14 protein-coding genes are annotated in these 14,121 nt (G+C 38.3%); 7 read left to right on the forward strand and 7 right to left on the reverse strand.

All coding sequences use genetic code 11. The annotated features are described in order from the left end of the window. On the forward strand, window positions 1-2,350 hold a 2,350-nt coding region (locus E5A76_RS18355; RefSeq protein WP_161119804.1), incomplete at its 5' end, for an ATP-binding protein. A 1-nt stretch (window position 2,351) separates the two neighbouring features. Further along, window positions 2,352-3,548: an EAL domain-containing response regulator gene (locus E5A76_RS18360; RefSeq protein ID WP_161119805.1), complete on the forward strand. Its 1,197-nt coding sequence runs from the start codon at window positions 2,352-2,354 to the stop codon at window positions 3,546-3,548. Window positions 3,549-3,652: 104 nt separating this feature from the next. On the opposite strand, the gene E5A76_RS18365 is transcribed toward E5A76_RS18360, so the two are convergent. From E5A76_RS18365 to E5A76_RS18375, 3 genes are all read right to left on the reverse strand, one after another. Continuing rightward, entirely contained in the window at window positions 3,653-4,765 is a 1,113-nt protein-coding gene (locus E5A76_RS18365) for an NADH:flavin oxidoreductase (protein ID WP_161119806.1), read from the reverse strand. Between the two features lie 207 nt (window positions 4,766-4,972). After that, on the reverse strand, window positions 4,973-5,626 hold the full coding sequence (locus E5A76_RS18370) for a hypothetical protein (RefSeq protein WP_161119807.1): 654 nt from the start codon (window positions 5,624-5,626) through the stop codon (window positions 4,973-4,975). A 160-nt stretch (window positions 5,627-5,786) separates the two neighbouring features. After that, the gene (locus E5A76_RS18375; protein ID WP_161119808.1) at window positions 5,787-6,581 is read right to left on the reverse strand and encodes a nuclease-related domain-containing protein; all 795 of its coding nucleotides are present in this window, start codon (window positions 6,579-6,581) and stop codon (window positions 5,787-5,789) included. Between the two features lie 375 nt (window positions 6,582-6,956). Between E5A76_RS18375 and E5A76_RS18380 the strand changes: the two genes are divergently transcribed. The 4 genes from E5A76_RS18380 (at window position 6,957) to E5A76_RS18395 (ending at window position 10,614) form a co-directional block, all read left to right on the forward strand. Next, on the forward strand, window positions 6,957-7,427 hold the full coding sequence (locus tag E5A76_RS18380) for a hypothetical protein (RefSeq protein WP_053989289.1): 471 nt from the start codon (window positions 6,957-6,959) through the stop codon (window positions 7,425-7,427). 228 nt (window positions 7,428-7,655) lie between these two features. Next, window positions 7,656-8,813 carry an ABC transporter substrate-binding protein gene (locus E5A76_RS18385; protein WP_161119809.1) on the forward strand — a complete coding sequence of 386 codons (1,158 nt, stop codon included), beginning with the start codon at window positions 7,656-7,658 and terminating at the stop codon, window positions 8,811-8,813. Continuing rightward, window positions 8,810-9,853 (forward strand): FecCD family ABC transporter permease, encoded by a 1,044-nt coding sequence (locus E5A76_RS18390; protein WP_161119810.1) that lies wholly within the window; start codon window positions 8,810-8,812, stop codon window positions 9,851-9,853. The genes E5A76_RS18385 and E5A76_RS18390 overlap by 4 nt, the downstream gene beginning before the upstream one ends. A 2-nt stretch (window positions 9,854-9,855) precedes the next feature. Next, a complete protein-coding gene (locus E5A76_RS18395; RefSeq protein WP_161119811.1) occupies window positions 9,856-10,614 on the forward strand; it encodes an ABC transporter ATP-binding protein in 759 nt (252 codons plus the stop codon). 110 nt (window positions 10,615-10,724) lie between these two features. Here the strand turns inward: E5A76_RS18395 and E5A76_RS18400 are convergent, their stop codons facing one another. From E5A76_RS18400 to arfB, 3 genes are all read right to left on the reverse strand, one after another. Beyond that, complete coding sequence (locus E5A76_RS18400) at window positions 10,725-11,612, reverse strand: aspartoacylase (protein ID WP_161119812.1); 888 nt, start codon at window positions 11,610-11,612, stop codon at window positions 10,725-10,727. Window positions 11,613-11,702: 90 nt separating this feature from the next. Next, window positions 11,703-12,152: a hypothetical protein gene (locus E5A76_RS18405; RefSeq protein ID WP_053989458.1), complete on the reverse strand. Its 450-nt coding sequence runs from the start codon at window positions 12,150-12,152 to the stop codon at window positions 11,703-11,705. A gap of 126 nt (window positions 12,153-12,278) precedes the next feature. Continuing rightward, a complete protein-coding gene (gene arfB, locus E5A76_RS18410; RefSeq protein ID WP_053989294.1) occupies window positions 12,279-12,692 on the reverse strand; it encodes an alternative ribosome rescue aminoacyl-tRNA hydrolase ArfB in 414 nt (137 codons plus the stop codon). Between the two features lie 167 nt (window positions 12,693-12,859). Here arfB and E5A76_RS18415 point away from each other — a divergent pair, with 167 nt between their 5' ends. Beyond that, window positions 12,860-13,189, forward strand: a complete 330-nt coding sequence (locus tag E5A76_RS18415) for a DUF3392 domain-containing protein (RefSeq protein ID WP_107166252.1) — start codon at window positions 12,860-12,862, stop codon at window positions 13,187-13,189. Between the two features lie 49 nt (window positions 13,190-13,238). Here the strand turns inward: E5A76_RS18415 and aphA are convergent, their stop codons facing one another. Further along, window positions 13,239-13,958 carry an acid phosphatase AphA gene (gene aphA / locus E5A76_RS18420; protein WP_107166253.1) on the reverse strand — a complete coding sequence of 240 codons (720 nt, stop codon included), beginning with the start codon at window positions 13,956-13,958 and terminating at the stop codon, window positions 13,239-13,241. Window positions 13,959-14,121: the final 163 nt, after the last annotated feature.

Genomic DNA, 14,121 nt, shown 5'->3' on the forward strand with positions numbered 1-14,121 from the left:
TCGTGAAATAACTCAACGTAAAAATGTTGAACAAAAGCTTACGTACCTAACCAATAACTTTGATGGTGCACTGATTCAACACATTCAAAAAAGCGAAGATCCTTTTGATGTAGAGTTTCTGTTCATTAGCGAGAAAATCAATAACTTCATTAATATTAATGCTGCAGATCTGTATGCTAATTCCGAAGTACTATTTGAACAACTAAATAAACGAGATGACATCGAAGTACTTTACGCCGCAATGAAACATGCTGTCACTGTCGGTTACTGGAGTACAAACCTTCAAATCCAAACGCAAACTTATCACCCAAGATGGATCGAATTACGCTGCCAAATCACAGAAGTAGAAAATGGCTGGCAATGGAACACCATTATTTTAGATATTACCCAAACTAAAGAGCAGCAAGTGGCGTTAATGGAAGCCAATGAAAAATCATTAGCGGCAACCGAATCGAAATCCCGATTTCTTGCAATGATGAGCCACGAAATACGCACCCCGATTAGTGGTATTCTCAGCTTATTAGAGTTAATGGAGCCCCATGCACAAAAGCCTGAGTTGCGTCAGATTCACCATAACTTGTCGCAATCAGGGCTTAATTTGCTCAATATTGTCAATGATGTTTTAGATTTCTCTAAGATCGAAGCTGGTAAATTAAACATTAATCCAAGTCGTCATGTGCTATCTGATCTCATTCATGCTTTAGTACAGCCACACTCTATTCATGCACAACAAAAAGAGATTTCATTTACTCTCTGGCTCGACCCATCCGTTGCCCATTACTTATCTTTTGATGATATTCGTCTAACGCAAGTGCTGAATAACCTACTAAATAACGCAATTAAATTTACAACCAAAGGTAATATTCATCTGGCTGTTGATGTCATAAAAGAAACGAATAGCGTACAAACTCTGGCTTTCACTATTCATGATACAGGGATCGGTATTAAATCCGACGATTTAGAACAATTGTTCCAACCTTTTGTACAAGTTGAGCAAAGCAGCAACCGTCGATTTAGTGGTACAGGTCTTGGGCTTTCTATTTGTTATCAACTCGTTCAACTTATGGATGGTGATATTCATGCCAGTAGCGAAGTGGGTAAAGGCACAGCTTTCACCGTCATCGTCCCTTTCCCGATTATAGAAAAACGTGATGTCCAACCTTTATATAAACATTGTGGTCTTATTGGTGATATTAACGATCCACATTTAAATGAATACCTCACCGCTTGGCAGTGTGAATATTCACATTTGACGATCACGAATAAAGCAAAATTACCTTTTGTTATATCGACTAAAAAAATCGATACCATTTTAATCCATGATATGTGGTGTAAAGCGAACAAAGTTGATGCTGCATGGTTAAAAGCAAACTTACCGTCAATGAACGTTGTCATCATCACGTCACCGGATCACTATTTAACTCAAAACCAAGCAAATGGTTCACATTTATCACTCAGCCCATTACTGCCTAATGAGCTATATCGCGCTCTTGCCAATGAAAAAGAAAGTCAGGATATAGAGCAAACTACGCAGCCTCAGGTAGCCAATAAGCTTGATCGTGAACTAGCGATTAAGCAAGGTCGTTATATTTTAGTTGCCGAAGATCACCCGATTAATCAACAAATTCTAAAGCAGCAATTAGAGCTGTTAAATTGTGCTGTCGATATTGTAGATAATGGTAAAAAAGCGCTCGACGCTATGGCTAACAAAAAATATAATCTGCTGATCTCCGATTGCCATATGCCTGAATTAGATGGCTTTGAATTAGTAAAAGCGATTCGTCAGCAAGAGCAATTATCAACATTAGCCCCCTTACCTATTTTGGCACTTACTGCTGATGCACTATCAAATAAAACACATTTCCAAGAGATTGGATTTAATGACTATTTAATTAAACCTATTACATTAAAAGAACTGGAAACTGTGCTTTATCAGTGGCTACCTGCACTCAAGAGTAAAAATGATAATGCAAACCTTGATGATGAGAATGACAATGTTAGTAAAACATCGGAAACTGCGTTAATTGATATCAATGAACTCGATACTATCTTTGGTGATCGCGAAACAAGCTTAGACATTCTGACGCAATACTTAGCCTCTTGTGACAGCGATTTAAGTGAGTTAAAACAAGCCATTGAAAAGAGCAATCTTGAACTAATTAACCTTGTTATACACCGTGCAAAAGGTGCAGCAAAGGTGATGGCATTCCACCAGCTAGATCAATTATGTCAAACCATTGAAAGTGCAATTGCTCAAAATCAAGCTATTGAATTTGAACAATATTATAACGATATGAAAACACTTGTTCGTTTGCTAAAGCAGCAAGTCATTACGATTAAGAACCTATAGTATGCGTATACTTTTAATTGAAGATCATCATTTTCAGCGCCAAGTGTTAACCACACAATTGGCACGTATTATTGACTCAGAAAACGATGAGATCCAATGTGCTATCAATGGTGCTGACGCATTAAAGATCATGCAGCAATATCAGCCTCATTTATTATTATGTGATTTAAACATGCCTGAGATGGACGGGATTAGCTTTCTCGGCCACATTGCCAAACAAAACTATAAAGGTTCAATCATTATCACCAGTGCACTTAAGCAAGACATTTTAACGAGTGTTGAAAAAATGTGCCTCAATTATGATTTAAACCTATTAGGTTCGTTATCGAAGCCGACGTGTTTAAAACAATTAAGTGTACTGTTAAAGCAAGCGAAAGAATGCAGCACGGTAACCACTCAAGGTGCGACATCTGAAATTATCTTAGATGAAGCTTTTATTGATAATGCCTTTGAACAAGGTTGGTTTGTTCCGTATTTTCAACCGATTGTATCACTAACAACGGGAGAATGGGTCGCTTGTGAAGCTTTGATCCGATTAGTTCACCCTGAATATGGCACTGTGCCTGCGTATCAATTTATTGAGCAAATCATGCAGCACAATAGAGAGAAAAAGTTAGCGCTATTTATTCTTAACTATGTGATTTGTTATCGCTCGTATTTTCATAACCGAAAAATCGCTATTAACATTTCGTCTAAAACACTGGTTGATCCCCATTTCATTAACTGTGTATTACAACTTAAAGAGCAATATCAGGATTTAAATCAATGGGTTTATTTTGAACTAACTGAGTCAGAGATCTTCGAATCTGTCGGTCAAGCCATTGAATCAGCATCACGCTTGAGCATGCATGATTTTGTTTTATCCATTGATGACTTTGGAACAGGTTATTCGTCGCTCAAACAATTAGAGACTTTGACATTTAACTCATTAAAACTGGATTTGAGTTTTATCCAAGCGATCCCAACCAGTGTAACGGCTGAAGCGATTGTTGAATCTTGTTTACTGCTGACTAAACGTTTAAACCTGGAAACCGTCGCTGAAGGCGTTGAAAACTTATCATTGTGGCAACAGTTACAAGCAATGAAATGCCAATTAGCACAAGGTTACTTTATTTCACCACCACTGCCGTACAGTAGTATTGATGCATGGTTTCAGCAATGGCAGCAAAAAAGTGGAAATTTAAGCTTATCGGAATAATCTTGCTTTAGCCCATATTTGAAATGGTCTTTTAATACGCTGCGTTATACAAAAAAGAGTTAGCACCTTGATGCTAACTCTTTCTTTTTATTTGAATAAAGAAATTATAATGCTGAAATTTGCGCTTTACGTTGCTTGGAAGTTACGCAGAAATTACCACGCTTAGTACGACATTTTGAGCATCGCTCACACTCTACTTCTGTTAAGTTGCCGTCTTTCCAGCGTTTGATCAGTTGTGGCTCGGTGAGTAACGGACGAGAGAACGCAAACAGTGCAATATTAGTATTGTCAGCCAATGCTTCAATTGCACAGTAATCGCTTAAACCACCCACAGTCATGATTGGCACATTTACTTCATCGCTGATCACACGACCATATTCGCTGAAATAACCTTCTTCTTGAATTGCGTAACCATCGTGCATTTCACCGATCATGGTATCTGCTTTACCATGAATATTGCCTGAGATGATCAGGGCATCCACACCTAGCGCTTCTAGTTTTTTGCAAACAATACGGGTTTCATCAAAGGTTAAGCCGCCTTCAAAAAACTCAGTTGCTGTGAGTTTTACAAGAATTGGAAAATCATCACCAACACGTTTTCTGATCTCATTAAAAATTTCAACCAAGAAACGCATACGGTTTTCCAAACTACCGCCGTATTCATCTTCTCGTTGATTGTAGTAAGGGCTTAAAAACTGATTGATCAGATACGTGTGTGCAGCATGAATTTCTACACCATCAAAACCTGCTTGCTGAGCACGAACACTGGCTTTTGCAAACGCATCAACAATGTAGTCAATTTCTTCTTTCGTCATGGCTTTACCCAGTGTTTGGGTGCTTTTTTCACACACAGCACTTGGCGCAAAAATTACGCGCTCGCCAACATTATAAGTAGTTTTAGTACCACCATAAGCCAGCTGCATAACGATTTTTGAGTCATATTGATGAACGAGATCAGTCAGCTTTTGGTACTCATCAATGAACGAATCATTGTACATACCCATCATGCCTTCATTGGGCTTTTCTTCTGCTACGATGTTGGCATAACCTGTGACAATTAACCCTACTTCACCTTTCGCTAATTCTTCATAAATCGCATAAAGCTTATCTGTCATATGACCATCTTCTGTGGCCATATTTTCCCATGTCGCGCTACGGACAAAGCGGTTTTTTAAGGTCATCGAACCAATGCGAGTCGCAGAAAACAATTTACTCAACGTGAAGCCTCTTTCATCTTATTCTTGATATATCATCAAACAGAGAACAAAAAAGAACAGACACATTAGAATATGCCTATTCTTTTTCAAATACTGACCAATTGATCAGTTAGGGGAGAATTGTACTGATAATATGAGGAAAAACTTTAATCTAGATTAAGTTCATTGAGGTTTGTAGCACGTCATCGGCATAAAATGACATTACCCTTACACTACAGGGATCACCCAACTTCGCTTCACTTTGGTCATTTTATCGATGTATTCAAATGACACTTCCCAAACATATTTAGCCTTAGAAAAACCACTCGTATCCATTGCCTTTTCTGAAGTTGGAATGAATAAATTAAATAACAAATGGGTTTGGTTATTACTGTATTCAGGTTCAATCATAATATCTGATTGCCATACTGTATTTATTGCCGATGAACGACCAGACGTCGATTGTAAACAGCATAAGGTCACATTCGCTACCCGAGTAAATTGTGGATGATCTATTTCAATCATCGCTGGCAATAAGCGGCCTAATGTATATTGTGTTTCCGGTAGGTATAACGGCGTATCTCCTAACAAGTTATATTTTTTACGGTAATAACGCCCAATAAAAAACATCAACAAAAGAAAAGCAACAAATGGCAACATTGCAAATAGCCATATAATGCCAGCACTCTCATCACGCATAAACGCTATAGTGATTAACAGCAGCGCTAGAAATAATACAAAGCTAAAGATAAAGAATACATTGGCTATTGTTTTTTCTTTGCAATGAATGGGCTTTGGCACTGTTTGGCTGGCTATGGCTTTCACGTCTTTAATAACCTTTTTATTTATATTGTTATCACTATCGCCGCTAAAATTTGGCATTACTAATAGCGTAGAATAATAACTATATTAGGCTGTCTTAATTAAATAGATTGAAAACAATATATGGAGGGTGTGAATAAGATCGAAAAAGTGCAGAAACAAAAAAAGCTATCGACATCACAGCGCAATAGCTTTATCAAAAAAGAACACATGGTGGCTATTAACTCAAGATATTTTTAATTGCTCGACATTTGGGATAACTCGGACAACCTAAAAACGCATTACCTGCATTAGCACCTTTTCTCGCAACACGTTTTACCATTTTTGAACCGCATTTCGGACAGTGGTGCTCTTCTGGAAAACTCGTTGCTTTTACTTGTTTCTCAATGGCTTTTAAAGAGCGAATATGTGCCAAATCAGTCGCTAACCCCGGCTTACATCGTGCTTGCTCAATCCTAACGGTAAAGCTTTCTCGTTGTTTATCATCAAATATCACCGTATCAAATGAGCGAATATAACGTAGCATTGCACGTACAGACTTAGTGACATTCTCAGGCATTTCCGATTTAAAAACGCCTTCTCCCACAAACACAATCACAGAATGAAATGCCGTATCTTCAATCCCAAGTAAAGATTGTAAGGTTTTAATATGCTTATAGTTTTGATGAAGTGGGTTTTTAAACACCGAGGAACGTTTAAACAGCGTTTGCTTCCACATTGGCTGATACGTACCACCAAAGATCCAACCTTTCATATTTTTGGTTTCAACCACGAAAATACCGTATTTTGAAACCACAATATGATCGATCTGTGTCGTACCAGAATCACAAGGTAATGTAATGTCTTTCAATACCTTATAATCACTTTTAGGTAGTCTATTCAAACAAAAATGCACAATACACTCGCCAGCACAGCCTTTGAACCATGGCGTTTTTATCACATAAATAAGAATAAGAGCCGGGATCACCCAAAGCAAAGGCTGCAATGCATTAAATACCGTTGATGCTATATCCATGTAAAAACAATCCATTAAATAAAAGGTTGAGCGTCTATATCAGCGTATTTAATTTACGCTATATGCATTCAAATTTTCTTGTCAAAAATATGACAGCAGCGCTCATTTTTTTAAAGCAATAAAGTGTAACGTTTTAATTCCTGCACTAGAGCATTGTAAATAAACGTAATGTTATCGATACAAATGTAATAATTTTTACTGAATATGTGACAATTCATAAGAAAATAAGTGAATGCATAGCAATGTGAATCGTTAATCTTCGACAAATGGAATGTAATTATACAAATATATGATTTAAAAACGTTTGCTATCACTTTTAGCAAAAGGCATGTTATTTCTCCTAATTATTAGCCTCGCTTTTGGGAGTAAATATCAGTGCTGAAGCGTTCACCCTTTCTCATCGCCACCATGCTTTTTTCTTGTCTGACAACATCCAATGCTTTTGCTGATACTACTCAACACAACACCTATCAAGCCGTACCATCAAAAGATGAATTATTAACTCACACAGATTTTGGTAACCAAAATTATATTTTTCACTTTAGTGGCGGTCATCAATTAACACGTATAGATTTTATTGATCATATGCCAGCCAGCCAAAGTACCTGTAATAGTTGGAAATATGTATCAGCATTAAGTAATTGGAACGTTGCAGCCCAAGTTTTACTACACGTTAGTACTGATTACGATCCAACTAATCACACCTGTACTGCCCATGCTTATTTAAGTAATAACGGTGCACAAATGACGCAAGTTATGCATTTATTTGAAACCAAAAGTTATGTCGATATTGCAGGTTTTAACCTTTCGGCTGATGGATTTGATTCTGCACTAAATGCCGTCTAGTGTTTAATGCAAAGATAAATCCAGATACTTTCTAAACGTATCTGGATTTATGCCCTCCTCGAAATCTTTGTCCTGATTACGGTGAAGAGCTTTAACTCACCAATCACAAAATTAAATGAGAATCAATATCATTTAATTTTATTATCGGATTCTTATCTCTCACAAAAATAGATTTATAATGGTAATTATTATCATTAAGATTTGCGAAAAATTTTAAGGATAACCATTTTGAAAACAGTCACAGCCAGCATTTTAGCCTTCAGCACACTACTTAGTTATTCAGGAACCGCGCTTGCAAATAGCTACCCTTTAACCGTCACAGATGTCGCTGGTCGTCAGGTCACCTTTGACCATCAACCGACAAATATTGCCCTATCCACCAGCCGTATTTTCCCTTTGCTCGAAATCATTTACCAAGGTGATGCAGCTAAGCACTTGGTTGCTGCGCGTGATGACATGCGTGTTTCCGCGCCAAGTATGTATGCCAGTTATATTAAACAGTACCCTGCTCTACAACACGTCCCTGTGATTGGACAGATCAAGTCCGGTGAATTTGACGCAGAGCGTTTCATTAACCTAAAACCAAAACCGGATTTGTTTATCGTTGAACTATCAAATATTAAGCTAGCGCAAGATAAAGGCTTATTGAAAAAACTTGATGATGCAGGGATCAAGGTACTTGCGGTCGATTTTCGTGAAAACCCGATTCAGAACACCATCAAATCGGTACAAGTTGTCGCTGATGCTGTTAACCGTTCAAAGCAAGGAACTGATTTCACCCACTATTATCAACAACACTTAGATGTAATTAAAAACACCTTAGCTAGCCACCAAGATGTACCAATGAAGCGTGTCTTTATTGAACGTGCCGCTGGTTATAGTGATTCATGTTGCCGCACGTTTGCTACTGGCAATATGGGTGCTTACATTCCAATGCTTAAAGCAACCAATGTCGCTACGGCACCATTAAAAGGCGCTAACACAGGTGAGATGTCGCCAGAGATCGTGATCACTACAAAGCCTGATGTATATATTATGCAAACTACAGGTTGGATCACGGATGATGGCAAACCAACCAATGGTATTCCTCTCGGTTATTCACCTAATAAAACAGCGATTGCTCAAGCAACCAAAAGCTTAATGGATCGCCCTTGGCTAAAAGCGGTCAATGCTTACCAAAATAAAGATGTTTATTCTATTTATATGCCGTTTTACAACTCGCCGTATAACTTAGTGGCGATTGAATATTTCGCAAAATGGATCCACCCAACACTGTTTAGCACATTACAACCAGAGAAGACTTTTGAAGAGATGAACCTGAAATTTGGTGATCGTCATCTAAAGGGTTTATTCGGTCAAAATAACTTTAAGGCAATGACACAGTGACAAGCCTTTCTATTGAATTAAAAGCCCATTACACCCGTGCTCGTAATAAGAAAATCGCGCTAATCGTCTTAGTTATATTAAGTGTCCTCTGCGTTATCGCAGATGTATTAATTGGCTCGCAAGGCTTAAGTTTTAACCAAGTTATTACTGCGATTTTCTCACCCTCTCATAGCGCAATAGCAAGCAAAGTGATTGTGTGGGACATTCGTATGCCGATGTCCTTAATGGCACCGTTTATTGGTGGCGCATTAGCTTTGGCTGGCGCACAAATGCAAACCACACTGCATAACCCGTTAGCCGATCCGTATACCTTTGGTGTTTCTGCTGCTGCTGGCTTTGGTGCTTCTCTGGTGATCACCAATGTTATCGCGATCCCTTTTGTTCCTGCGCAATACCAAATCGCAGTGATGGCTTTCATTATGTGTTTGCTCACCACGTTACTCATTGCTGGGATTTCATCCATTAAACGGATTTCCATTGAAGGCGTAATGTTATTTGGTGTCGCGGTGATGTTTGCTTATGACAGCTTACTGATCATGATGCAGTACATTGCCAGCGAAACCCAGTTACAAACCTTGGTGTTCTGGCAAATGGGCTCACTTGATCGTGGTAGTTGGGAGAAAATCATTATATTAGCGATTTTACTGCCGATCGTGCTGTTGATCATGATGAAAGATGCATGGCGTTTATCTTCGTTAAAGATGGGACAAGAACGTGCAGAAGCAATGGGCGTCAACGTTAAACGACTGCGGATGAAAACCCTGGTGTTAGTTTCAATCATTACTTCGCTATCAGTTTCATTCGTGGGCGCGGTTGGCTTTGTCGGTTTAGTCGCACCGCATATTGCGAGAATGATTTTAGGTGAAGATCAACGCTTCTTCTTACCAGCTTCGTTTCTTGTCGGTGCCGTGTTATTAGAGCTTGCCTCTATTGCAAGTAAAGCGATCATGCCGGGGATCATCTTACCGCTGACAGTTGTAATGTCGATCGTTGGTATCCCCTTCTTTATCTTTTTAGTCATCAAAAGAGGTGGGCGCTAATTATGAGCCTTGATATTAAAAATATCTCTGTGACCTTTGGTGATCAGACAGTACTGCACGATTTAACCCTACCGAGAATTCACAATGGTGAAATGGTAGCGTTAATTGGTCGAAATGGGGCTGGTAAATCAACCTTGTTACGCCAAATGACCATGTTGCTAAAGAAGTATCCTGAGCAGATACAATATGCTCATACACCGCTACAGTTGAACGACATCGGTTATTTGCCGCAAGAGCATCGCATACATGCCAATGTGACCGTCTTAGAGTTATTAATTACGACAATGAATATTCATTCAACGTCATTAATAGCGAAACAAGAATGTGCAGAGCGTGGCTTATTGCTGTTACAAGAGATGGGCGTGCTGCATTTAGCCAATAAGCAGTGTATGGATCTCTCTGGTGGTGAAAGTCAAATGGTCGGGCTGGCACAAGCGTTAATAAATAATCCCAAAGTGTTGTTACTCGATGAGCCAACCTCTGCACTTGATATGCAAAATCAGCTTCGATTACTCAACTTTGTTAGAGCATATGTAGAGCGTACCGGGGCATGTGTGATTATGGTGATCCATGATCTTAATCTTGCTTTGCAATATGCCGACAACATTGCAGTACTACATCAAGGTGAGCTCTTTGACTATGGAGCCCCCAACCACACCGTTACGCCCGAGTTGATCTGGGATGTGTTTAATGTTGATGCTCACATTGTTAAGGTCGAAAACACCCCGATAGTGGTAATGAAAACTCAAAGCGTACACTAATTTATTATTACCAATAAAAAACCGGTTTACCCTCGTTCTTCCTAGTTAGAAGTGCATAAGAGTAAGCCGGTTTTTCTTTATCTATTGATTACCAACGCTGTAAAAACAGATTATTTTGTTGATACCACAATCTTCTTACCAAGCGACATGGCAAGGTTATTATCGTAATACGCTGCTTCATTAATAAAATGCGGGTAAGCCACATAATCGCCTTCCCAGAAGATCTCTGTACCATCAAATAAGGTGAAAATAGGATCACCCGGATTGAGTGGTTCAAAGTCATTATCCTGTACTGACTTGTGCACCATGCCAATACGTTCACCTTGCTCATCTTCTGGCAGTTTTAGCGTTTCTTCATAACGATAAGCATCATAGCTGTCAGCCAATGCTGGTACTTCATCAGTATTATATAAATGGACAAAATCAAGAATATGCCCAGTCATGTCTTCCATCCAATCCAATATGTCTTGGCGGATCACTGATTGTGGCTGAGGCCCAACTTCAATGATCACACCTTGCTTAGCAATTGAGCACACAAATAAATGATCATCAACCGAAGTATGATCTTCAAATACAACAACAGATTCAGGCATCTTCTCTTTAACGTAAGCACCTAATTGACGATTAAACTTATCTGATTGCAATAAGATCAGCGAAGGTCCCATATTACTAGTGGTGTTATGCAAGTCGATGATGAAATCACTTTTCGCATTCCCTTTCGGACCAATTTGCTCATTTAGGGCTTTTGCGCGAGATTGCTCATAGCTGGCTAACTCAAAGTTAGCTAAATCATGTAATCCAAACTGGCGGTTTAAATCATGATCAACATAACGTTTGTTTTCACCATATGCTTTAGGGTTTGCAAATACAGTTTCGACAGAAAAGCTCTCACGCGCTAATAATTGTGGTGTATTCTGCCATTTTTTGAGTAAGTAAATACCGCTGAATTCATTACCATGGGTACCGCCTACTACTGCTACCTTATTTATCTTACTCATCCTTGACCTTCCTAATATCCAAATGCTTCATTCAATATACTGAAAATTTATATTGATACCAGTCTATTTGTTCGACAAAAATGGCATAGATTAGAATTTAATTGGTCGGGTTTGTGCCAATTTCAAATAAGAATGTAGCTCACCATTTTTATACTCAATGGCTGAGTGAATATTAGAATAACGGTTAGCAAACACGGCACAGCGGTAAGTGTTTTCTTCTTTATGTATTTCAATTTCAATCACGCCATCCACCAACTCCCAATACCCTGTGGTATGAAGACGGTTAAATAGTGTGTATTCATCTAACGTGCCATCTGCATGTAAACGTAATTCAGTGATGTAACCCGCACTACAGGTTTTGATCCAATATTGCTCAGAAATTTCATCAGCAGTGAAATTACGTTTGGTTTCTAACCACAAATTCATTTGCTGTTGCTGTTCTAGTGCTAAGGGTGGGAGATCCGCTAAACCGAATAAACGAACACGTTCGGTTTCACGATAGAATAATTGTAAAAGTTGAAGCGTTTTTTTCTCGAACATCCCTGCCACCCAAACTAAAAAGCCACAATACATATGGAAAAATCATTGATAGCTAAGATATTAGTTGAAGCAGCATAATGTCACGCATTAACAATAGGTTATGTAGTCAGCATCACATTTAAATTATTAGAAATTAACCTTGCCTCTTAGCGACTTAGTTTTACCTCTTTGAGTTTTCTTATCCATACGGCGGATCTGGGAGTTTTTCGTTGGTTTAGTGGCTCTACGGGCCTTTTGTGTCACAACGGCACTTTGAATCAATGACTTTAAACGCTCTAACGCTTCTTCACGGTTCATCTCTTGAGTGCGATGTTGCTGTGCCTTGATCACGATAACGCCATCTTTGGTGATGCGGCTATCAGATAGCTTGAGCAATCGCTCTTTATAAAATGGAGGCAAGGTTGAACGATTAATATCAAAACGTAAATGGATTGCACTCGATACTTTATTAACGTTTTGCCCTCCAGCACCCTGTGCACGGATTGCCGTTAACTCAATTTCCCAATCGGCAAGTTGAACAGAATTTGAAATGACTAGCATGGAGTAACTCTCTAATTAAATAACATTAAGATAGTAACATAGTGGTTCTATAGCACCTATTAAGCAGCGAAGTGATCTTGTTTGCATCTTCATGCCAGACATCTGGGTTTTTACTCCTAAAGCGATTACCCTGCTACTTCATTCATCAACATTAATCGTACATATAAATGGATATTATAATTTTCTTATCGGAGTTAGGGCATAGTATTCGCCCTTGGTTAGATGATATTTCAACTGCTATTGTTGCTTGTTTACTGGTGGTTTTCGGTGGTGATATCAACCGATTTTTACGACGACGATTATCAAAATACAATTTTATTATTCGTACTCTCGCCTTTATTTTAGTAAACGCTTTTGGTTATGGTTTGTTAATTGTCTATTTATCGCCATTACTTCATCGAGAGCTACTCAATATTCCAAATTATCTCTCTATTAGCATTATTACTGCTACTTTCATTTTTATTGGTTGTTGGGCTCAACGTAATAAACAAGCATAAAAAAGAGCGACCATCATGGTCGCTCTATGATCTTTAATATTAGCGTCGATTAGTACTGTGAATTGATGACAACCTCTTCGCCTAAAATACCATTTTTTGCAATTGGGCGATTACTTGAATTAGCGGCACGCATAATACGAATACCTTCCGCACCAGCTTGACGTGCAGCGACGATATCACCATCGGAATCACCGTAATAAATTTTGATATTGTTCGCTTTTATATAAGGTGTTTTAGTAAATTCAGTTTTACTTGATCCTGCAAAAATAACTTTATGCATATTCTTAATACCAAAGACATCTTTTAGGTATTGAGTAGAGATTTCACAGTTAGAAGCTGTACGACCGGTAATAAAGTAAATCTGATCACCACGTTTCTGGTGCATTTCAATCAACTTTTTCGCCGTTTCTTTCGGTAAGCTGAACTTTTCCCAATCACAGTTCATTTTGTCCCAGAATTTTTGATCATGTAAGTAACTAAAAGAATTAGGTGAGAATTCTTGCTGACCACGATAGAAGCCTGGAGTACTGAATAATACAGTATCATCAATATCAAAACCAACAGCCATTGGTGGCTTGCCTTTTAATTTTTGCGCGATGTCATCAACTGATACCCAATTAATATCTTTTGGCTGCCCCATTTCCAATATTTGAATAGTGCTATATCCAGGATGAGTCGGTGTCACTTTAGGATCTGCAAATGCCGTAGAAGAAAAAGTAGATAACGCAAATAAAGAACCAACGGCGAGTAATGTAATATTCTTATTCATAATTTAGATCCCTGTAGATAAGTGTGCATAATCTACGATGCAAATAAGAATAAAAATGCGGATTAGATCACAGAGGAATTATCACTATACGAAATATAAGATTTATATTAAGAGTTATCTAAATAAAATGATTATAAATATAACAAATCATGAGTAAGTAATT

This window comes from Photobacterium lucens (assembly GCF_009873615.1).
Classification (GTDB): Bacteria; Pseudomonadota; Gammaproteobacteria; order Enterobacterales; family Vibrionaceae; genus Photobacterium; species Photobacterium lucens.

Bases quoted from the DNA above. Each gene is read 5' to 3' on its own strand.
- E5A76_RS18360 (WP_161119805.1), top strand. From the start codon at position 2,352: ATGCGTATACTTTTAATTGAAGATCATCATTTTCAGCGCCAAGTGTTA.
- E5A76_RS18370 (WP_161119807.1), bottom strand. From the start codon at position 5,626: ATGCCAAATTTTAGCGGCGATAGTGATAACAATATAAATAAAAAGGTT.
- E5A76_RS18375 (WP_161119808.1), bottom strand. From the start codon at position 6,581: ATGGATATAGCATCAACGGTATTTAATGCATTGCAGCCTTTGCTTTGG.
- E5A76_RS18395 (WP_161119811.1), top strand. From the start codon at position 9,856: ATGAGCCTTGATATTAAAAATATCTCTGTGACCTTTGGTGATCAGACA.
- E5A76_RS18400 (WP_161119812.1), bottom strand. From the start codon at position 11,612: ATGAGTAAGATAAATAAGGTAGCAGTAGTAGGCGGTACCCATGGTAAT.
- E5A76_RS18405 (WP_053989458.1), bottom strand. From the start codon at position 12,152: ATGTTCGAGAAAAAAACGCTTCAACTTTTACAATTATTCTATCGTGAA.
- arfB (WP_053989294.1), bottom strand. From the start codon at position 12,692: ATGCTAGTCATTTCAAATTCTGTTCAACTTGCCGATTGGGAAATTGAG.
- E5A76_RS18415 (WP_107166252.1), top strand. From the start codon at position 12,860: ATGGATATTATAATTTTCTTATCGGAGTTAGGGCATAGTATTCGCCCT.
- aphA (WP_107166253.1), bottom strand. From the start codon at position 13,958: ATGAATAAGAATATTACATTACTCGCCGTTGGTTCTTTATTTGCGTTA.